Source organism: Pseudomonas sp. NPDC087346, assembly GCF_044744235.1.
GTDB lineage: Bacteria > Pseudomonadota > Gammaproteobacteria > Pseudomonadales > Pseudomonadaceae > Aquipseudomonas.
In genome coordinates this window covers 52,055-71,686 of the sequence record NZ_JBIUXX010000015.1, presented here as the reverse complement: position 1 = coordinate 71,686, position 19,632 = coordinate 52,055, and the positions used below count along the sequence as shown (strand labels likewise).

Below are 19,632 nucleotides of genomic sequence, written 5' to 3'. Positions count from 1 at the left end.
TCACGCTTTATCAGTCACCGGCGCGGACGCCGGCAAGGTGAAACCGGACACCGAGCGCCGCAACTGACTGGCCATTTTCGCCAGGTTGCCGATGCTCTCGGCGGTGGCCGTGGAGCCGGACGAGGTCTGCGAAGTGATCTGCTGGATCACGTTCATCGTCAGGGAAATCTGTCCGGCCGAAGACGTCTGTTGCTGCGCCGCGTTGGAGATACTCTGGATCAGCGCCGCGAGGGTCTTGGACACGCCTTCGATTTCTTCCAGGGCCACACCGGCATCCTGCGCCAGCCGCGCGCCGCGCACCACTTCGGTGGTGGTTTGTTCCATGGAAATCACGGCTTCGTTGGTGTCGGTCTGGATCGCTCGCACCAGGGTTTCGATCTGTCGGGTGGCGGCGGACGAGCGCTCGGCCAGCCGCTGGACTTCGTCGGCAACCACCGCGAAACCGCGTCCGGCATCCCCGGCCATCGAGGCCTGAATCGCCGCGTTGAGCGCCAGAATGTTGGTCTGGTCGGCAATGTCATCGATCAGGCTGACGATGTCGCCGATTTCCTGCGACGACTCGCCAAGGCGCTTGATGCGTTTGGCGGTGTCTTGAATCTGTTCACGGATGTTGTCCATGCCGTGGATGGTGTTGTGCACCACCTCGTTGCCCTTGTTGGCGATTTCCACCGAGCGCTCGGCCACGGCTGACGACTCGGCGGCGTTGGCCGAGACCTGATCGATGGATTGGGCCATGTCGCTGATCGCGGTCGAGGCTTCGGAAATCTGTTGCGCCTGATGCTCCGAGGCCTGAGCCAGATGCATGGCGGTGGCCTGGGTTTCCTGCACGGCGGCGGCGACCTGGCCGGCGGTGAGGTTGATGGTCGCGACCAGATCGCGCAGCTGATCGACCGAGTAGTTGATCGAGTCGGCGATGGTCCCGGTGAAGTCTTCGGTCACCGAGGCGGTCACGGTCAGGTCGCCGTCGGCGAGGTCTTCGATTTCATCGAGCAGGCGCATGATCGCGTTCTGATTGCGTTCGTTCTTCTCGGCCGTCTCGCGCAACTGACGGTTGGTTTCGCGCACCATGACCATGCCGATCAGGATGATCGAGGCCAGCGCCAGCAAGCCCAGCACATAACCGCCGATGGTGTCGGTGCTGCGCCCGCCCGCCAGGTTTTCAAAACCGTTGGCCAGGTGTGATGCTTCATCGAGCAGGGTCTGCGACAGGCTGAAGATATTGCTCGCCGACTCGCGAACCTTGAACAGCTCCGGCGAGGTTTCGAGGATTTCATCCACCGAGCCCGAGACAAACTGGAACAGTTCGGCAATCTCGCTCAGGCGCGCACGCGCATCGCGGTCTTCGACCTGGCTGATTTTCAGCGCCGGGTCGCCTTGCAACATACCGTTGAGTACCTGGCCAAAACGTGTGGCGTCACGGCCGAAAGCGTCGGCGGCCTGTTGCGAGTTTTCGTCGCCGGCCAGCACGGTGTTGACCGCGCCGAGGATGCGTTCCGCCAGCAGCGATTGACGCTGGGCCATCGCCACCTGTGCGGCCGGGGCGCCGCGTTGCAGGAGGATTTCCACGACTTTTTCGTATTCGATCTGCAACTGCGGCACGGTTTCGGCCAAAGTCGCGGCGACTTGATGCAGGGACAGCACCGTCTGTTCGCTGGAAAGAATCGCGTCGGTGTTTTTCAGCAGGCGTTCCCAATCCAGCTGCACGGCGCGCATTTCCGGGCGCACGGTGGACGGTGCCGGAGGCAGGCCGGTGGCCGCGTCACCCTTTTTCAGGTAACCCCAGCGCTGGGCGAAATCGTTGCGCGCATCGCTCAGCAACTTGAACGCGGCAGCCTTGCCGGCGGCGGCTTCGGTGGCGTTCTTGGCGATGCGCTGCGAGAGCACGCGCAGTTCACCGGCGTGACCGATGTACTGCTTGTCGTAGTTCGCCTGGGTGTTGAGGTACGCGAAGTTGGCGAACAGCAACATGATGAACACGATCAGTGCGATGAACAGCACGATGATCTGCGAGCGACTGCGCGATCCTTCCGCCGACTTGCCTGTTTTTGCTTTTATCATCGGTCCTCGCCTAATTTGAAGCTCACCGAAAGAACCTGTGGGAGCTAGCCTGCTAGCGATTGAACGATGGCGCGGTGTGCTTGATGCACTGCGGCGCCTGAATCGCTAGCAGGCTAGCTCCCACATGGGTTCTCTGTTGTTGCGGTTATATTGCTACGTGCATGAATACCGGCGACCGCGCCAGCGCAAACAGGCTGAACACCCGCCAGTTCTGCTCACGTCGAAAATACCCGGTGACGAACTCGGCCTTGGAACCCTGTCGTTTGCTGATCGAGATCGGCTCGAAGCTGTCCTGTTCGAAATGCTGCAAACCGAACACCTCATCGACCATCAACCCGGCGAACACGTCCTGATGCTCGACCACCAGCACTCGCCGCTGTTTGCGCAGCGGCGACAGCTCATGGCCGAAGAAACCGCACAGGTCCATGATCGGCAACAACCGTCCGCGCAGATTAGCCACACCCTTGACCCATGGCTTGACCCCGGGCAACTGAGTGAAGCGCGGTTCGTGCAGCACTTCACTGACTTCACCCATCGGCGCGACATACCAGTGCTCGCCGAGACGAAAGCCGATACCGCTCCAGCGATCCTGACGGCCGGGCTGCGACGGCAGATCCGCCGCCAGCAGGCGGCAGCGCTGGTCGATCTGCCACAGCAGTTCGAAAGCGGTCAGCGATTGGCTCATGGTCGCGCGATCAACCCTTCAGTACGTTGTTCAGGGTCTTGATCAGGGTGTCTTCGTCGACCGGTTTGGTCAGGTAATCCTTGGCGCCCTGGCGTGTGCCCCAGACCTTGTCGGTTTCCTGATCCTTGGTGGTGATGATGATCACCGGGATGTGCCCGGTTTCCGGGTCTTTGGTCAGCTGTCGGGTGGCCTGAAAACCGTTAAGGCCGGGCATGACGATGTCCATCAGCACCGCGTCGGGTTTTTCCTGGCGGGCCAGTGCCACGCCATCGGCGCCGTTTTCGGCTTTCAACACTTCATGGCCGTGCTTTTCGAGCATGCCGGTCAGTTTGTACATTTCGGTCGGCGAATCATCGACGATCAGGATACGTGCCATGGTCTTCCCCATTTTTCTTGTCGACATCCGGCCCGCTGGCCGAGCGTCTCTGTACGTGTCTTACTGCGGCAAAACGGCGGCGAAGCCCGGAACATGGGCCTGAATCGCACTGAGCAGTTCTTCCTTGCTGAAAGGCTTGGTCAAAAATTGATCAGAACCGACAATCCGCCCCTTGGCCTTGTCGAACAGTCCGTCCCGGGACGACAGCATGATCACTGGCGTGGCCTTGAACGCACTGTTGTTCTTGATTAAAGCGCAGGTCTGATAACCATCCAGACGCGGCATCATGATGTCGACAAAAATGATCCCGGGATGGTTGTCGGCGATCTTCGCCAGAGCGTCGAAACCGTCGATCGCCGTGATGACTTCACAACCCACATTTTTCAACAATGTTTCGGCGGTGCGGCGAATCGTTTTCGAGTCGTCGATCACCATGACCTTCAAGGCGCTGGACTGCTGTTCCATAAGAGGGCTCTACCGTCGCCTTTGCGAATCAATTTGTCCGTTTACGAGTAATCGATAGCTCGAAACCCTTGATGCTCAAGGGCCAGCATGACTTGGCAGCCTTTTTAGCACAGTCTCCTTATCCAATCTATCGACGGGTTTTTCCTTGACCGAAAACCCGCCCGGAGCCACTCTGACGCCACTTTTTCAATACCGATCCGGTAGCCAATTTTCGAGGAAAACCCAATGAGCGTTCGCGTCGGGATTGTCATGGACCCTATCGCCAGCATTTCCTATAAAAAGGATAGCTCGCTGGCCATGCTGCTGGCCGCGCAAAAGCGTGGCTGGGAACTGTTCTATATGGAACAGCGCGACCTGTATCAGGCCGAAGGCCAGGCCCGGGCGCGGATGCGCCCGCTGAAAGTCTTCGCCAACCCGGAAAAATGGTTCGAACTGGATGCCGAGCAGGATTCGCTGCTCAGCGACCTCGACGTGATCCTGATGCGCAAGGACCCGCCGTTCGACATGGAGTTCGTCTACTCCACTTACCTGCTCGAACAGGCTGAAGCCGCTGGTGTACTGGTGGTCAACAAACCGCAGAGCCTGCGCGACTGCAATGAAAAGCTGTTCGCCACGCTGTTCCCGCAGTGCACGCCGCCGACCGTGGTCAGTCGTCGTGCCGATGTCCTGCGCGAATTTGCCGCCAAGCACGGCGACGTGATCCTCAAGCCACTCGACGGTATGGGCGGCACGTCGATCTTCCGCCATCGCGTCGGTGATCCGAACCTGTCGGTGATTCTGGAAACCCTCACCGCCCTCGGTGGCCAGCAAATCATGGGCCAGGCTTACCTGCCCGCGATCAAGGATGGCGACAAACGCATCCTGATGATCGACGGCGAACCGGTGGATTACTGCCTGGCGCGGATTCCGGCGCAAGGTGAAACCCGTGGCAACCTCGCCGCCGGTGGTCGTGGCGAAGCCCGTCCGCTGACCGACAAGGATCGCTGGATCGCCGCACAAGTCGGCCCGACCCTGCGTGAAAAAGGCCTGCTGTTCGTCGGTCTGGATGTGATCGGTGAGCATCTGACCGAGATCAACGTCACCAGCCCGACCTGCATCCGCGAAATCGACAACGCCTTTGGCACCGACATCGGCGGGATGCTGATGGATGCCATCGATCAGAAGCTCAAGGCTCGTTGAGATAGAACAACCAAGATGAAACCAACATTGCGTTATCATGCGCGGCCTGTGAAAAACGCGATGTTGGTTTTCTTGTCATGACACTTCCGTCCGAACTGCCCGCTGAACTCGCCCACCGTGGCGCGCGCCCGGCCGATCGCCTCGGATTTACCCTGTTTCTCGCGGCGCTGATTCATTTGGCGCTGCTGCTCGGCGTCGGCTTCACGATGGTCGAGCCCAAGCAAATCAGCAAAACCCTGGAAATCACCCTCGCCACGTTCAAGAGCGAGACCAAGCCCAAAAAGGCGGATTTCCTCGCTCAGGAAAACCAGGAAGGCAGCGGCACCCTGGACAAGAAGGCGATTCCCAAGACCACCGAGGTCGCGCCGTTCCAGGACAATCAGGTCAAGAAGGTCACTCCGCCACCGGCCGCCAAGGCTGAAGTGAAGGAAGCGGCGCCCAAGGCAGCCGTGACCACCATCGCGCCAAAACCGCAAAAGGCCCCGACCAAGAAGGAAGAGGCCAAGACCGAGACCAAACCGGCGGTCGAGGCGCCAACCTTCGACAGCTCGCAGCTGTCCAGCGACATCGCCAGCCTCGAAGCGGAACTGGCCAACGAACAACAGCTGTACGCCAAGCGCCCGCGCATCCACCGCCTCAGCGCGGCGTCGACCATGCGCGACAAGGGCGCCTGGTACAAGGACGACTGGCGCAAGAAGGTCGAGCGCATCGGCAACCTCAATTACCCGGAAGAAGCCCGCCGCAAGCAGATCTACGGCAACTTGCGGTTGATGGTTTCGATCAATCGCGACGGTTCGCTGTATGAAGTGCTGGTGCTGGAATCATCCGGCCAGCCGCTGCTGGATCAGGCGGCGCAGCGCATCGTCCGGCTGGCAGCACCGTTTGCCCCCTTTACCGGGGACCTGTCGGACATCGACCGCCTGGAAATCATCCGTACCTGGAAATTCGCCCGCGGCGACAAGCTCTCCAGTAACTGAACAGCACCCTGAAGGACTTTTGTGGCGAGGGGATTTATCCCCGTTGGGGTGCGAAACGCCCCCAAAACCCAGAGACCCGGCCATCCCTGACACACCGAGCCGAATGATTTTGCGACTGCTGCGCAGCCGAACGGGGATAAATCCCCTCACCACAGAGGCTCGCTCGCACATTGGGACTGTGGTGGTGCAAGTATCTCCAGCTTGTCAGTTTGCCCCCCGAACGCCACACTAGCGCACATGAAAAACGTCAGCCCCAGCTACCTCAAGCATCACTTCCTGATCGCCATGCCACACATGGCCGACCCGAACTTTGCCCACACCTTGACCTACATCGTCGAGCACACGGCCGATGGCGCCATGGGGCTGGTGGTCAATCGACCGCAAGAGCTGAATCTGGCCGACATCCTCGAACAATTGCGCCCCGACATCGATCCGCCAGTGCTGTGCCAGCATGTGCCGATCTTCATCGGCGGCCCGGTGCAGACTGATCGCGGTTTTGTCCTGCATCCTTCGGGCAAGACCTTCCAGGCCACCGTCGAGCTGGACGGTGATCTGGCGCTGTCGACTTCGCAGGACGTGCTGTTCGCCATCGCTGACGGCGTCGGCCCGGCGAAAAGCCTGATCGCCCTCGGCTACGCCGGTTGGGAAGCAGGGCAACTGGAGGCCGAAATGGCCGACAACGCCTGGCTGACCTGCCCGTACGACGCCGACATCCTGTTCAACACCAGCAGCGAGTTGCGCCTTGAAGCAGCGGCCCGGCACTTGGGGATCAACCTCAACTTGCTGACCAGCCAGGCGGGGCACGCCTGATGGCTCTGCGCCTGATTCTCGGCTTCGACTACGGCACCAAGCAGATAGGCGTGGCGGTCGGCCAGGTAATTACCGGCCAGGCCCGCGAACTCTGCACCCTGAAAGCGCAAAATGGTGTTCCCGACTGGAATCAAGTTGAAGCGCTGATAAAGGAATGGAAGCCCGACGCCGTAGTGGTTGGCCTGCCGCTGAACATGGACGGCACGCGCAGCGACATGTGCGAACGCGCCGAAAAGTTCGCCCGCCGCCTCAACGGCCGCTTCAACCTGCCGTTCTATACCCACGATGAACGCCTGACCACCTTCGAAGCCAAGGGCGAACGACTGGTGCGCGGCGGACAGAAAGGCAGTTACCGCGACAACCCCGTGGACGCCATCGCCGCCGCCCTGCTGCTGCAAGGCTGGCTCGACGAAAACACCGCATTGTTTGAATCCTGAAAAGCGCTACGGCGCTTCTCTTTTAAGTGATAACCCGCGCCAACGATCCGTGCTGTATCCGGACAACGAGGCTCGGGCCAAGAAGGAGCAACCATGAGCCTGCCAAATCCCGCCGAACTGATCACTCAGATGGCGATCCGCCTCAAGGCGCACCTTGCCCACCGTGGTATCAGCGAACCGCGTTACATCGGCATCCGCACTGGCGGTGTCTGGGTGGCTCAGGCCCTGCTTGCCGAGCTGGGCAGTGATGCGCCGCTAGGCACGCTGGATGTTTCCTTCTACCGCGACGACTTCAGCCAGAACGGCCTGCACCCGCAAGTGCGTCCGTCCGCCCTGCCCTTCGAGATCGAAGGCCAGCATCTGGTGCTGATCGATGACGTATTGATGAGCGGCCGCACCATCCGCGCCGCTCTGAATGAATTGTTCGACTACGGCCGCCCGGCCAGCGTGACGCTGGTCTGCCTGCTGGACCTGGACGCCGGCGAACTGCCGATCCGCCCGAATGTGGTTGGCGCGACCCTGAGTCTGGCCGCCCACGAACGGGTCAAGCTGTCCGGTCCGTCGCCGCTGACGCTCGAACTGCAAGACTTTGCCCTTTAATCCGCCCTATTGAGAGTCCCCCTCGCGATGACGCCTCTAGATACCAAGCGCCCGCTGCAGCTCAATGATCAGGGCCAGCTGCGCCACTTCCTCTCGCTCGACGGCCTGCGCCGCGAGTTGCTGACGGAAATCCTCGACACCGCCGACTCGTTCCTCGAAGTCGGTGCCCGGGCTGTGAAGAAGGTCCCGTTGCTGCGCGGCAAGACCGTGTGCAACGTGTTCTTCGAAAACTCGACCCGCACCCGCACCACCTTCGAACTGGCAGCCCAGCGGCTGTCGGCGGACGTGATCACCCTGAACGTCTCGACTTCGTCGGCGAGCAAGGGTGAAACGCTGCTCGACACCCTGCGCAACCTGGAAGCCATGGCCGCCGACATGTTCGTCGTGCGCCACGGTGATTCCGGTGCCGCGCACTTCATCGCCGAACATGTTTGCCCACAAGTGGCGATCATCAACGGCGGTGACGGCCGTCACGCGCACCCGACGCAGGGCATGCTCGACATGCTGACCATCCGTCGGCACAAGGGCAGCTTCGAGAATCTCTCGGTGGCCATCGTCGGCGACATCCTGCACTCGCGGGTGGCGCGCTCGAACATGCTCGCGCTGAAGACCCTCGGTTGCCCGGACATTCGCGTGATCGCGCCGAAAACCCTGCTGCCGATCGGCATCGAGCAATACGGCGTGAAGGTCTACACCGACATGACCGAAGGCCTGAAAGATGTCGATGTGGTGATCATGCTGCGCCTGCAACGCGAGCGCATGACCGGCGGCCTGCTGCCGAGCGAAGGCGAGTTCTATCGCCTGTTCGGCCTGACCACCGCACGTCTGGCCGGCGCCAAACCGGATTGCATCGTCATGCACCCGGGGCCGATCAACCGGGGGGTGGAAATCGAGTCTGCAGTGGCCGACGGCCCGCACTCGGTGATCCTCAATCAGGTGACCTACGGCATCGCGATTCGTATGGCCGTGCTGTCCATGGCCATGAGCGGGCAGACAGCCCAGCGCCAATTCGAGCAGGAGAACGCCCAGTGAAGCTCAGCATTCTCGGCGCACGCGTCATCGATCCGACCTCGGGTCTGGATCAAGTCACCGACATTCATATCGAAGCCTGCAAGATCGTCGCCCTTGGCGCCGCTCCGGCCGGTTTCAGCGCTCTGGAAACCATCGACGCCCAAGGGCTGGTGGCAGCTCCAGGGCTGGTCGACCTCAACGTCGCCCTGCGCGAGCCGGGTTACAGCCGCAAAGGTTCGATTGCCAGCGAAACCCGCGCCGCCGCAGCCGGTGGCGTGACCAGCCTGTGCTGCCCACCGCAGACCAAACCGGTGCTCGACACTTCCGCCGTGACCGAGCTGATCCTCGACCGCGCCCGTGAGGCCGGCAACACCAAAGTCTTCCCGATTGGTGCACTGAGCAAAGGTCTGGATGGCGAACAGCTGGCAGAACTGGTGGCACTGCGCGACGCCGGTTGCGTGGCGTTCGGCAACGGTCTGGAAAGTTTCCGCAACACCCGCACCCTGTGCCGGGCGCTGGATTACGCGGCGACGTTTGACCTGACGGTGATTTTCAACTCGCAGGATCACGACCTCGCCGATGGCGGTCTGGCCCACGAAGGCCCGACGGCAAGCTTCCTTGGTCTGCCGGGGATTCCGGAAACTGCGGAAACCGTGGCTTTGGCCCGGGATCTGTTGCTGGTCGAGCAGACCGGCGTGCGCGCGCACTTCAGCCAGCTCACCAGCGCTCGCGGTGTCGCGTTGATCGCTCAGGCGCAGGCGCGTGGCTTGAAGGTCACGGCGGATGTCGCGTTGTATCAACTGATCCTGACTGACGAAGCGCTGATCGACTTCAGCAGCCTGTACCACGTCCAGCCGCCACTGCGCACCCGCGCTGACCGTGATGGCCTGCGTGCAGCGCTCAAGTCCGGCGTGGTTTCGGCGATTTCCAGCCATCACCAGCCGCATGAGCGTGACGCCAAACTGGCGCCGTTCGGCGCGACCGAGCCGGGCATCAGCAGTGTTGAGCTGTTGCTGCCACTGGCGATGACGCTGGTCGAGGATGGCTTGCTGGATCTGCCGACCTTGCTCGCTCGTCTGAGCGCTGGCCCGGCCGAGGCGCTGCGCCTGCCGGCGGGCAAGCTGGCGGTGGGTGGCCCGGCGGATATCGTGCTGTTCGATCCGAAGGCCTCGACGGTTGCTGGCGAGACCTGGCTGTCGAAGGGCGAGAACTGCCCGTTCTTCGGCCATAGCCTGCCGGGTGTGGTGCGTTACACCCTGGTGGACGGCCGGATCAGCCACCAGGCCTGATATCCAGTTGCCCCAATCGCCAGCAGGCTGGCTCCCACAGGGATTTGTGTAGATCACAGATCCCTTGTGGGGGCCAGCCTGCTGGCGATGGCTTACTGGAAGGCGCCGCGGTTTTGCGCGTTACGCACCGAGACCTGATCGTTCAGCGTCCAGAAGTCATACAGCACGCCAATAAAGAACAACCCGCCCGTCAGCAAGTACAGTAATCCGCTGATCCACTTGCCCTGATACATCCGGTGCACGCCGAACACCCCGAGAAACGTCAGCAGAATCCACGCCACGTTGTATTCGATCGGCCCTGCGGCAAACCGCAGATCCGCTTCCCGGTCCATTGCCGGGATCAGAAACACGTCGATCAGCCAGCCAATGCCCAGCAAACCGAAAGTGAAGAACCAGATCGTCCCGGTCACCGGTTTGCCGTAGTAGAAGCGGTGAGCGCCGGTAAAACCGAAAATCCACAACAGGTAACCGATCACCTTGCTGTGGGTGTCTTTTTGCTTCACACGGGGAAGCTGATAGCTGTTCATGAATGGCCTCATTTGCGTCGATAGATAAATTTTTTCTGCATTTCTGTGACTTTTTTATGTCCAGCCGACAAGTGGTTCGCCAACGTTACACTTTGCTGAAAGCCTTGTGGGGCTTGGGTTGTGTCCGACAATTGCGCCAAATTGCCGCTTGTTGGGCGAAATTGACCGCCGGGTTGAATCGACCAACGGCCCCGGAAGGGACAAAAAAGCTGTTATAAAGTTGCGCGCTAACACATAAGAGCCACGCCTAATGCGACCATTCTTCAAGACATGGCTAACCATCTGCCTATTAATGCCACTGGCCGCCCACGCCACCAATCGTGAGCAACGTCTTCCCAACGTTAACGGTTTCACCCCTAAATCCCATGCTTCTGCCCCTTCGAGCAAAAGCAGCAAAAGCAAAACCACCACGCTGAGCAGCAAGAGTCACAGCAAGCTGGTGCCACCGATGGCGAACAAGGAAAGCAGCAACGTCCTGAGTCGCGCGGTAAACGTCCTCGGTACTCCTTATCGTTGGGGCGGCAGCAGCCCAAGTAAAGGCTTTGATTGCAGCGGTCTGGTGAAATATGCGTTCAACGACGCCACATTCGACCTGCCACGCACCTCCAACGCCATGGCCAGCGGTCACGGCGAGAAAGTCGAACGCAAGGATCTGAAACCGGGCGACCTGATTTTCTTCAACATCAAGAGCCGTCGGGTCAACCACGTTGCCATCTACCTGGGCAACGACCGCTTCATCCACGCACCTCGTCGTGGCAAAGCGGTGAGCATCGATACGCTGAACAAACCGTACTGGCAGCAGCATTACGTAGTCGCCAAGCGCGTACTGCCGAAAGAACCTGCCGGCAAGCAAATGCGCGTGGTTCAGCGCTAAGGCTTCAGGAAAGGCAAGATCAAAAGATCGCAGCCTTCGGCAGCTCCTACAGTTGATCTGTGTAGGAGCTGCCGAAGGCTGCGATCTTTTGCTTTCAGAAGTTATCCGGCGTACGCGCCTTCTCCCGCGCATGTTCACGGCTGATCAAGCCCTTGGTCACCAGGTCCTTCAGGCACATGTCGAGTGTCTGCATCCCCAGCGACCCACCCGTCTGAATCGCCGAATACATCTGCGCCACTTTGTCCTCGCGGATCAGGTTACGGATCGCCGACGTTCCCAGCATGATCTCGTGCGCCGCCACCCGTCCGCCGCCGATCTTCTTGATCAGCGATTGCGAGACCACGGCCAGCAAAGACTCCGACAGCATCGAACGCACCATCGACTTCTCGTCGCCGGGAAATACGTCCACCACGCGGTCGATGGTTTTCGCCGCTGAGGTGGTGTGCAGCGTGCCAAACACCAGATGCCCGGTCTCGGCAGCGGTCAATGCCAGGCGAATGGTTTCGAGGTCGCGCATCTCGCCCACAAGAATCACGTCCGGGTCCTCACGCAACGCCGAGCGCAGCGCCGTGGCGAAGCTGCGGGTGTCACGATGAACCTCACGCTGGTTGATCAGACATTTTCGCGATTCGTGGACGAATTCGATCGGGTCTTCGATGGTCAGAATGTGATGATGGCGATGGCTGTTGAGGTAATCGATCATCGCCGCCAGCGTGGTCGACTTGCCGGAACCGGTCGGCCCGGTCACCAGCACCAGCCCGCGTGGCGCATCGGTGATCTTGCGGAAGACATCGCCCATGCCGAGGTCTTCCATGCTCAGCACTTTCGACGGAATGGTGCGGAATACCGCCCCGGCGCCACGGTTCTGGTTGAATGCATTGACCCGGAAGCGCGCGACACCGGGGACTTCGAAGGAAAAGTCGGTTTCCAGATGTTTCTCGAAGTCCACCCGTTGGGTGTCGTTCATGATGTCGTAGATCAATTCGTGCACTTGCTTGTGATCCAGCGCCGGCAGATTGATCCGCCGCACATCGCCATCGACGCGGATCATCGGCGGCAGACCGGCCGACAGGTGCAGGTCGGAAGCTCCCTGTTTGGCGCTGAACGCCAGCAGTTCAGTGATATCCATGACGCTCCTCAATTCCAGTAGAATGCCGCGAACCTTCAGACCGCTGGCGCCTCTTGATGTCCACGATAGCAGACAACATTCAACTGGTTGGTTCACGCATCCGCGCCGCAGCCCAAGCCGCCGGGCGCGACGAAAACAGCATCCAGTTGCTGGCCGTGAGCAAGACCAAACCTGCCGAAGCACTGCGAGAGGCCCATGCCGCCGGCCTGCGGGACTTTGGCGAGAACTATCTGCAGGAGGCCCTGAGCAAACAGCTCGAACTGGCCGACCTGCCCTTGATCTGGCACTTCATCGGCCCCATTCAATCGAACAAGACTCGCGCCATCGCCGAGCATTTCGACTGGGTGCACTCCGTGGATCGCCTGAAAATTGCACAACGTCTGTCCGAGCAACGTCCGGAAAACCTGCCGCCACTGAACATCTGCATTCAGGTCAACGTCAGCGGCGAAGCCAGCAAGTCCGGCTGCACCCCGCAGGATCTGCCGGCGCTGGCGCAAGCCATCAGTGCCTTGCCGCGCCTGAAGCTGCGTGGGCTGATGGCGATTCCCGAACCGACCGAAGATCGCGCCGAGCAGGATGCCGCGTTCGCTGCTGTACAACGTTTACAGGCCAGCCTCGATCTGCCGCTCGACACACTTTCCATGGGCATGAGCCACGACCTCGAGTCGGCCATTGCCCAAGGCGCCACCTGGGTCCGTATCGGTACGGCCCTGTTTGGCGCCCGCGACTATTCCCAATCTTGAACATTTCCAGATAAGGACCTGACATGAGCAACACACGTATTGCCTTTATCGGTGCCGGCAACATGGCCGCCAGCCTGATCGGCGGCCTGCGGGCCAAGGGTCTGGAAGCCGCACACATCCGCGCCAGCGATCCGGGTGAAGAAACCCGCGCCCGGGTCAGCGCCGAACACGGCATCGAAACCTTCGCCGACAACGCTCAAGCCATCGATGGCGCTGACGTGGTCGTGCTGGCGGTCAAGCCGCAGGCGATGAAAGCCGCCTGCGAAGCCATTCGCCCAAGCCTGAAACCGCAGCAACTGGTGGTCTCGATTGCCGCCGGCATCACTTGCGCGAGCATGACCGCATGGCTTGGCGAGCAGCCAATCGTGCGCTGCATGCCGAACACCCCGGCGCTGCTGCGTCAGGGCGTCAGCGGTTTGTACGCGACCAGCGAAGTCACCGCCGAACAGCGTCAGCAGGCCGAAGAGCTGCTGTCCGCCGTCGGTATCGCCCTGTGGCTCAACGAAGAACAGCAACTGGACGCGGTGACTGCGGTGTCCGGTTCCGGCCCGGCGTACTTCTTCCTGTTGATCGAAGCCATGACTGCCGCGGGCGTCAAACTCGGTCTGCCGAAAGAAACCGCTGAACAACTGACGTTGCAGACCGCTCTCGGTGCCGCGCACATGGCCGTTGCCAGTGACGTCGATGCCGCCGAACTGCGCCGCCGCGTGACTTCGCCGGCCGGCACTACGGAAGCTGCAATCAAATCATTCCAGGCCGGGGGCTTCGAAGCTCTGGTCGAAAAAGCACTCGGCGCCGCCGCGCACCGCTCGGCCGAAATGGCCGAACAACTGGGCAAATAAGGAGCCTTACATGATTGGATTGAACACCGCAGCGGTTTACGTGCTGCAAACCCTCGGCAGTCTTTACCTGCTGATCGTGCTGCTGCGCTTCGTGCTGCAACTGGTGCGAGCGAACTTCTACAACCCGCTCTGCCAGTTCATCGTCAAGGCCACTCAGCCGCTGCTCAAGCCACTGCGCCGGATCATCCCGAGCGTGTTCGGCCTCGACATGTCGTCGCTGGTGCTGGCGATCCTGGTGCAACTGGCACTGATGGCGCTGACCCTGCTGCTGACTTACGGCACCACCGGTAACCCGCTGCAACTGTTTATCTGGTCGATCATCGGCGTGACCGCGCTGTTCCTGAAGATTTTCTTCTTCGCCCTGATCATCAGCGTGATCCTCTCGTGGGTCGCTCCGGGCAGCCATAACCCGGGCGCCGAGCTGGTAAACCAGATCTGCGAGCCAGCCCTGGCACCGTTCCGCAAATTCCTGCCGAATCTCGGCGGGCTGGATCTGTCGCCGATCTTCGCTTTTCTCGCGCTGAAGCTGATCGACATGCTGGTGATCAACAATCTGGCGGCAATGACGATGATGCCGGAAATCCTGCGCTTGCTGATGTGAGCTGGTTCCGCTGGGACGGTGACGACTTGATCCTCGAGTGTCACCTGCAACCGGCAGCCCGCAGCGATGACTTCGCCGGGCTGCACGGTGATCGCCTGAAGATCCGCCTCACCGCGCCGCCGGTCGAGGGCAAGGCCAATGCGTATCTGATCGGGTTTCTGGCCAAGGCTTTTGGGGTTTCCAAGAGCCAGGTCAGTTTGCTCAGCGGTGAGTTGAACCGGCAGAAGCGGGTGAAGATTTGCTCGCCGAAGAAGTTGCCGGAGTTGCCTGATCTGGTGCGTCCCTGACCCCTGTGGCGAGGGGATTTATCCCAGTTGGGTGGCGCAGCCGCCCCCTGCATTGCGGCAGGCAAACCCGGTCGGCAGGTTTCACGACTGCTGCGCAGCCGAACGGGGATAAATCCCCTCACCACAAGGGCTGCGTTCAATGATTGAATCAGGCCCGATGGTTGCTTGCCGCTAACCCCACCGGTCTTTAGACTTACGCCTCATTTCAACGAGAGCAGGGTCGATGCCAACTGCCTTTCCCCCCGATTCTGTTGGTCTGGTGACGCCGCAAACGGCGCACTTCAGCGAACCGCTGGCCCTGGCCTGTGGCCGTTCGCTGCCAGCCTATGACCTGATCTACGAAACCTACGGCACGCTCAACGCGCAAGCGAGCAACGCAGTGCTGATTTGCCACGCCTTGTCCGGCCATCATCACGCCGCTGGTTATCACAGCCCCGACGACCGTAAACCCGGTTGGTGGGACAGCTGCATCGGCCCCGGCAAGCCGATCGACACCAACAAGTTCTTCGTGGTCAGCCTGAACAACCTCGGCGGCTGCAACGGCTCTACCGGCCCAAGCAGCATCAACCCAGAGACCGGCAAACCGTTCGGTGCCGACTTCCCGGTGCTCACCGTGGAAGACTGGGTGCACAGCCAGGCACGTCTGGCCGACCTGATTGGCATCCGCCAATGGGCGGCCGTGATCGGCGGCAGTCTCGGCGGCATGCAGGCGATGCAGTGGAGCATCACCTACCCCGACCGCATCCGCCATTGTCTGGCAATCGCCTCGGCCCCCAAGTTGTCGGCGCAGAACATCGCCTTCAACGAAGTGGCGCGACAGGCGATCCTCACCGACCCGGAATTCCATGGCGGTTCATTCCAGGAAGCCGGGGTGATCCCCAAGCGTGGCTTGATGCTGGCGCGCATGGTCGGGCACATCACTTATCTGTCCGATGACTCGATGGGCGAAAAATTCGGGCGTGGCCTGAAGAGTGAAAAGCTCAACTACGACTTCCACAGCGTCGAGTTCCAGGTCGAAAGCTACCTGCGCTATCAGGGCGAAGAGTTCTCCGGGCGCTTCGATGCCAACACTTATCTGCTGATGACCAAGGCGCTGGATTACTTCGATCCGGCAGCCAACTTCGACGATAACCTGGCCAAGACCTTCGAAAACGCCAGTGCCAAGTTCTGCGTGATGTCGTTCACCACCGACTGGCGCTTCTCCCCGGCCCGTTCGCGGGAACTGGTGGACGCACTGATGGCAGCGCGCAAAGACGTCTGCTACCTGGAAATCGATGCGCCGCAAGGCCACGACGCCTTCCTGATTCCGATCCCGCGTTATTTGCAGGCATTCGGCAATTACATGAACCGAATCACGTTGTGAGAAAGCCATGAGAGCTGATCTGGAAATCATCCAGGAATGGATCCCCGCCGGCAGCCGCGTGCTCGACCTCGGCTGCGGTGATGGCGAACTGCTGACCTGGCTGCGCGACAACAAACAAGTCACCGGTTATGGCCTGGAAAACGACGCCGATAACATTGCCGAGTGCGTGGCCAAAGGCATCAACGTCATCGAGCAGGATCTGGACAAGGGTCTGGGCAACTTCGCCAGCAACAGCTTCGATATCGTCGTAATGACTCAGGCCCTGCAAGCCGTGCATTACCCGGACAAGATCCTCGACGAAATGCTGCGGGTCGGTCGTCAGTGCATCATCACCTTCCCTAACTTCGGGCACTGGCGCTGCCGCTGGTATCTGGCGAGCAAAGGCCGGATGCCGGTTTCCGAGTTTCTGCCGTACACCTGGTACAACACGCCGAACATTCACTTCTGCACCTTCGAAGACTTTGAAGAACTTTGTCGCGAACGTGATGCGAAGGTCATTGATCGGCTTGCCGTGGATCAACAGCACCGTCACGGGTGGGCCAGTAAGCTATGGCCTAATCTGTTAGGTGAGATCGGTATCTACCGCGTCAGCAGTCCGGGGCTTGCAGATCACCGGATCGCGGTCTGAACCACGACATTCCGAGGAGAACGATCATGGGTCGTCTAGCGTTGTTGTTAATTACTGCCTGCCTGAGCGTCAGCGCTCTGGCAGCCGACGTCATCAAAAGCGAGCGCCAGGAAACCTTCGGCGACGTGACGGTGCACTACAACACTTTCAACTCCACTTACCTGCAACCGGACATCGCCAAGGCTGCCGAACTGATCCGCAGCAAGAATCAGGGCGTGATCAATGTCTCGGTGATCAAGGACGGCAAACCGTTGATCGGCAACGTCACCGGCACCGTCAAGGACCTGACCAGCCAGAGCGTGGCGCTGAATTTCCGTCAGGTCAGCGAACAGGGCGCGGTCTATTACATCGCGCAATACCCGGTCGATCAGCAGGAAATCCGCACCTTCGAGATCAAGGTGCAGACCGGTGACAAAATCAACACCATCAACTTCAACCAAGAGCTCTTCCCCGGCGAATGATGAACCTCAAGCAACTCGTACTGGCCAGCCATAACGCCGGCAAACTCAAAGAACTCCAGGCGATGCTCGGCGAATCGGTGCAACTGCGCTCGATTGGCGAGTGGAGCAAGGTCGAGCCGGAAGAAACCGGTCTGTCGTTCGTCGAGAACGCGATTCTCAAGGCACGCAACGCTGCACGCATTTCCGGTTTGCCGGCGCTGGCCGACGACTCGGGACTGGCGGTGGATTTCCTCGGCGGTGCGCCGGGCATCTATTCGGCGCGTTATGCCGACGGCAAGGGCGATGCGGCGAACAACGCCAAACTGCTTGATGCCTTGAAAGACGTACCGGAAGCAGAACGCGGCGCGCAATTCGTCTGCGTTCTGGCGCTGGTGCGGCACGCCGATGATCCGTTGCCGATCCTTTGCGAAGGCCTGTGGCACGGGCGCATCCTGACCGCCGCCAGCGGCGAACACGGTTTTGGTTACGACCCGCTGTTCTGGGTGCCGGAGCGCAATGTCTCCAGCGCTGAACTGAGCCCGGCCGACAAGAACCAGATCAGCCACCGCGCCCGAGCAATGGATCTGCTGCGCCAGCGTCTGGGCTTGAAATGACCCATGATTCCTCCGCGTCGTCGCTGATTATCGGCGGCGCCGACTCCTCGCCTCGGGCCCCGTTGCCAACGCTGCCGCCCTTGGCGCTGTACATCCACATCCCGTGGTGTGTGCGCAAATGCCCGTATTGCGACTTCAACTCGCACACCGCCAGCCCGGTGTTGCCGGAGCAGGAATACGTCGACGCGCTACTGGCCGATCTCGATCAGGACCTGCACGCGGTGTATGGCCGGGAAATCAGCTCGATCTTCTTCGGTGGCGGCACGCCCAGCCTGTTCAGCGCCGAAGCGCTTGGGCGGCTGCTGGAAGGTGTCGAGGCGCGCATTCCGTTTGCCAGTGACATTGAAATCACTCTGGAAGCCAACCCCGGCACCTTCGAACAAGAGAAGTTCGTCGCGTATCGCAAACTTGGCATCAATCGCCTGTCGATCGGCATCCAGAGCTTCCAGCCAGAAAAGCTCAAAGCGCTCGGCCGCATCCACAACGGCGACGAAGCAGTACGCGCCGCCGGCATGGCGCGTCAGGCCGGGTTCGATAACTTCAATCTGGACTTGATGCACGGCTTGCCCGATCAATCGCTGGACGATGCGCTGAGCGACTTGCGCCAGGCTATCGAACTGCAGCCGACGCACATTTCCTGGTATCAGCTGACTCTGGAGCCGAATACGGTGTTCTGGAACCAGCCGCCAGTGCTGCCGGAAGACGACACGCTGTGGGACATTCAGGAAGCCGGGCAAGCGCTGTTGGCCGAGCACGGTTACGCGCAATACGAAGTCTCGGCCTATGCCCAGGCGGGTCGCCCGGCACGGCACAACCTCAATTACTGGAGTTTCGGCGACTTCATCGGCATTGGTGCAGGCGCGCACGGCAAGCTCAGCCATCCGGACGGGCGCATTGTGCGCACCTGGAAAACCCGCCTGCCGAAGGACTATCTGAATCCGGCGAAGAGCTTCCTCGCTGGCGAGAAGGCCCTGACCAATGACGAGATGCCGTTCGAGTTCCTGATGAACGCGCTACGCCTGACTGAAGGGGTGGAATCGCGCCTGTATCCGGAACGCACCGGCCTGTCGCTGGAGAGTCTCGCCGAACACCGGCAAGAGGCCGAACAAAGTGGCTTGTTGCAGGTCGAACCGTCACGTCTGGCGGCCACCGAGCGCGGACAGCTGTTTCTCAACGACTTGCTGCAGAAATTTTTGAGCTGAGCCCGATCCCAAACGGCAGCCCTAAGGAAAAACCCATGGATTTGATACTCGACCTGCTTGCCACCGTCTCGCGCTGGAGCCGTAGCAACCTCTCGGAAATCGCTTTGGCACTGGTGGGCTGCTTGCTGGTGCTGTTCGGCGCCGACTTCAAAGGCTGGGTCGAGCAACGCCTGGGCAGCATCGCCGGCGCCTTGCGCGTCCCGCTGATGGCCCTGCTGTGCGTGATCGGCAGCGGCGCTGCGTTGATCTACGCCACACCGTGGGTGGTCAAGGGCTTGAGCCAGTTCAACAACTACAGCCTGGCGCCGGTGTTGTTGGTGGTACTGGTGTTGATCGGCGTAGTCGCCGACCGCCGCTGATCTTTCAGCACACCCAAAAAAACTGTAGGAGCTGCGGGGCGCGGGGGTATTTTTTTTTTTTTTTTTTTTTAATAATAAAAATATATCAACGGGGCGGCACGCATAACAGGGGTTGTGGTGGGGCACAAAGAATTGT

Annotated in this window: 24 protein-coding genes; 18 read left to right on the top strand and 6 right to left on the bottom strand. The window is 60.5% G+C overall.

The genetic code is table 11. From position 1 onward, the window contains the following. From ACIOZM_RS11945 to pilG, 4 genes are all read right to left on the bottom strand, one after another. On the bottom strand, positions 1 to 2,058 hold the full coding sequence (locus ACIOZM_RS11945; RefSeq protein ID WP_401213659.1) for a methyl-accepting chemotaxis protein: 2,058 nt from the start codon (positions 2,056 to 2,058) through the stop codon (positions 1 to 3). Positions 2,059 to 2,203: 145 nt separating this feature from the next. Continuing rightward, positions 2,204 to 2,743 (bottom strand): chemotaxis protein CheW, encoded by a 540-nt coding sequence (locus ACIOZM_RS11940; protein WP_401213656.1) that lies wholly within the window; start codon positions 2,741 to 2,743, stop codon positions 2,204 to 2,206. Between the two features lie 10 nt (positions 2,744 to 2,753). Next, positions 2,754 to 3,119, bottom strand: coding sequence for a twitching motility response regulator PilH (gene pilH / locus ACIOZM_RS11935; RefSeq protein ID WP_026000666.1), 366 nt, complete (start codon positions 3,117 to 3,119; stop codon positions 2,754 to 2,756). A gap of 60 nt (positions 3,120 to 3,179) precedes the next feature. Continuing rightward, on the bottom strand, positions 3,180 to 3,584 hold the full coding sequence (gene pilG, locus ACIOZM_RS11930) for a twitching motility response regulator PilG (protein ID WP_116028398.1): 405 nt from the start codon (positions 3,582 to 3,584) through the stop codon (positions 3,180 to 3,182). A 225-nt stretch (positions 3,585 to 3,809) separates the two neighbouring features. Between pilG and gshB the strand changes: the two genes are divergently transcribed. From gshB to ACIOZM_RS11895, 7 genes are all read left to right on the top strand, one after another. Beyond that, positions 3,810 to 4,763, top strand: a complete 954-nt coding sequence (gene gshB / locus ACIOZM_RS11925) for a glutathione synthase (protein WP_401213652.1) — start codon at positions 3,810 to 3,812, stop codon at positions 4,761 to 4,763. A 77-nt stretch (positions 4,764 to 4,840) separates the two neighbouring features. Beyond that, positions 4,841 to 5,740, top strand: a complete 900-nt coding sequence (locus ACIOZM_RS11920; RefSeq protein WP_401213649.1) for an energy transducer TonB — start codon at positions 4,841 to 4,843, stop codon at positions 5,738 to 5,740. A gap of 237 nt (positions 5,741 to 5,977) precedes the next feature. After that, complete coding sequence (locus tag ACIOZM_RS11915; RefSeq protein ID WP_401213646.1) at positions 5,978 to 6,550, top strand: YqgE/AlgH family protein; 573 nt, start codon at positions 5,978 to 5,980, stop codon at positions 6,548 to 6,550. Next, positions 6,550 to 6,987: a Holliday junction resolvase RuvX gene (gene ruvX, locus ACIOZM_RS11910; RefSeq protein WP_401213643.1), complete on the top strand. Its 438-nt coding sequence runs from the start codon at positions 6,550 to 6,552 to the stop codon at positions 6,985 to 6,987. The genes ACIOZM_RS11915 and ruvX overlap by 1 nt, the downstream gene beginning before the upstream one ends. Positions 6,988 to 7,080: 93 nt before the next feature. Then, positions 7,081 to 7,587: a bifunctional pyr operon transcriptional regulator/uracil phosphoribosyltransferase PyrR gene (gene pyrR / locus ACIOZM_RS11905; RefSeq protein ID WP_401213641.1), complete on the top strand. Its 507-nt coding sequence runs from the start codon at positions 7,081 to 7,083 to the stop codon at positions 7,585 to 7,587. 27 nt (positions 7,588 to 7,614) lie between these two features. After that, positions 7,615 to 8,619: an aspartate carbamoyltransferase catalytic subunit gene (locus ACIOZM_RS11900; RefSeq protein ID WP_095164512.1), complete on the top strand. Its 1,005-nt coding sequence runs from the start codon at positions 7,615 to 7,617 to the stop codon at positions 8,617 to 8,619. Further along, entirely contained in the window at positions 8,616 to 9,887 is a 1,272-nt protein-coding gene (locus ACIOZM_RS11895) for a dihydroorotase (RefSeq protein ID WP_401213638.1), read from the top strand. Before ACIOZM_RS11900 ends, ACIOZM_RS11895 begins: the two co-directional genes overlap by 4 nt. A gap of 92 nt (positions 9,888 to 9,979) precedes the next feature. On the opposite strand, the gene ACIOZM_RS11890 is transcribed toward ACIOZM_RS11895, so the two are convergent. Further along, positions 9,980 to 10,414 (bottom strand): NINE protein, encoded by a 435-nt coding sequence (locus ACIOZM_RS11890; RefSeq protein ID WP_401213637.1) that lies wholly within the window; start codon positions 10,412 to 10,414, stop codon positions 9,980 to 9,982. Between the two features lie 250 nt (positions 10,415 to 10,664). Between ACIOZM_RS11890 and ACIOZM_RS11885 the strand changes: the two genes are divergently transcribed. Beyond that, on the top strand, positions 10,665 to 11,288 hold the full coding sequence (locus tag ACIOZM_RS11885) for a C40 family peptidase (protein ID WP_401213634.1): 624 nt from the start codon (positions 10,665 to 10,667) through the stop codon (positions 11,286 to 11,288). Positions 11,289 to 11,382: 94 nt separating this feature from the next. Here ACIOZM_RS11885 and ACIOZM_RS11880 read toward each other — a convergent pair whose 3' ends face one another. Next, positions 11,383 to 12,417 carry a type IV pilus twitching motility protein PilT gene (locus tag ACIOZM_RS11880; protein WP_401213632.1) on the bottom strand — a complete coding sequence of 345 codons (1,035 nt, stop codon included), beginning with the start codon at positions 12,415 to 12,417 and terminating at the stop codon, positions 11,383 to 11,385. Between the two features lie 56 nt (positions 12,418 to 12,473). On the opposite strand from ACIOZM_RS11880, the gene ACIOZM_RS11875 reads away from it, so the two are divergent. The 10 genes from ACIOZM_RS11875 to ACIOZM_RS11830 all read left to right on the top strand — a co-directional run bounded on the left by ACIOZM_RS11875 (position 12,474) and on the right by ACIOZM_RS11830 (position 19,496). Next, the gene (locus tag ACIOZM_RS11875) at positions 12,474 to 13,160 is read left to right on the top strand and encodes a YggS family pyridoxal phosphate-dependent enzyme (RefSeq protein WP_401213630.1); all 687 of its coding nucleotides are present in this window, start codon (positions 12,474 to 12,476) and stop codon (positions 13,158 to 13,160) included. A gap of 23 nt (positions 13,161 to 13,183) precedes the next feature. Next, positions 13,184 to 14,002 carry a pyrroline-5-carboxylate reductase gene (gene proC / locus ACIOZM_RS11870; protein ID WP_401213627.1) on the top strand — a complete coding sequence of 273 codons (819 nt, stop codon included), beginning with the start codon at positions 13,184 to 13,186 and terminating at the stop codon, positions 14,000 to 14,002. 10 nt (positions 14,003 to 14,012) lie between these two features. Beyond that, on the top strand, positions 14,013 to 14,603 hold the full coding sequence (locus ACIOZM_RS11865) for a YggT family protein (protein ID WP_401213626.1): 591 nt from the start codon (positions 14,013 to 14,015) through the stop codon (positions 14,601 to 14,603). Next, the gene (locus ACIOZM_RS11860; protein WP_401213623.1) at positions 14,600 to 14,890 is read left to right on the top strand and encodes a DUF167 domain-containing protein; all 291 of its coding nucleotides are present in this window, start codon (positions 14,600 to 14,602) and stop codon (positions 14,888 to 14,890) included. The genes ACIOZM_RS11865 and ACIOZM_RS11860 overlap by 4 nt, the downstream gene beginning before the upstream one ends. A gap of 223 nt (positions 14,891 to 15,113) precedes the next feature. Continuing rightward, positions 15,114 to 16,253: a homoserine O-acetyltransferase gene (locus ACIOZM_RS11855; protein WP_401213621.1), complete on the top strand. Its 1,140-nt coding sequence runs from the start codon at positions 15,114 to 15,116 to the stop codon at positions 16,251 to 16,253. Positions 16,254 to 16,260: 7 nt separating this feature from the next. Continuing rightward, positions 16,261 to 16,881: a methionine biosynthesis protein MetW gene (gene metW, locus ACIOZM_RS11850; RefSeq protein WP_108591861.1), complete on the top strand. Its 621-nt coding sequence runs from the start codon at positions 16,261 to 16,263 to the stop codon at positions 16,879 to 16,881. A gap of 26 nt (positions 16,882 to 16,907) precedes the next feature. Next, positions 16,908 to 17,342, top strand: a complete 435-nt coding sequence (locus ACIOZM_RS11845; RefSeq protein WP_401213618.1) for a DUF4426 domain-containing protein — start codon at positions 16,908 to 16,910, stop codon at positions 17,340 to 17,342. Further along, the gene (rdgB, locus tag ACIOZM_RS11840) at positions 17,339 to 17,935 is read left to right on the top strand and encodes an RdgB/HAM1 family non-canonical purine NTP pyrophosphatase (protein WP_201147631.1); all 597 of its coding nucleotides are present in this window, start codon (positions 17,339 to 17,341) and stop codon (positions 17,933 to 17,935) included. Before ACIOZM_RS11845 ends, rdgB begins: the two co-directional genes overlap by 4 nt. Continuing rightward, positions 17,932 to 19,137 carry a radical SAM family heme chaperone HemW gene (hemW, locus tag ACIOZM_RS11835; RefSeq protein ID WP_401213615.1) on the top strand — a complete coding sequence of 402 codons (1,206 nt, stop codon included), beginning with the start codon at positions 17,932 to 17,934 and terminating at the stop codon, positions 19,135 to 19,137. The genes rdgB and hemW overlap by 4 nt, the downstream gene beginning before the upstream one ends. A gap of 35 nt (positions 19,138 to 19,172) precedes the next feature. Next, on the top strand, positions 19,173 to 19,496 hold the full coding sequence (locus ACIOZM_RS11830) for a DUF3392 domain-containing protein (RefSeq protein ID WP_003229134.1): 324 nt from the start codon (positions 19,173 to 19,175) through the stop codon (positions 19,494 to 19,496). Positions 19,497 to 19,632: the final 136 nt, after the last annotated feature.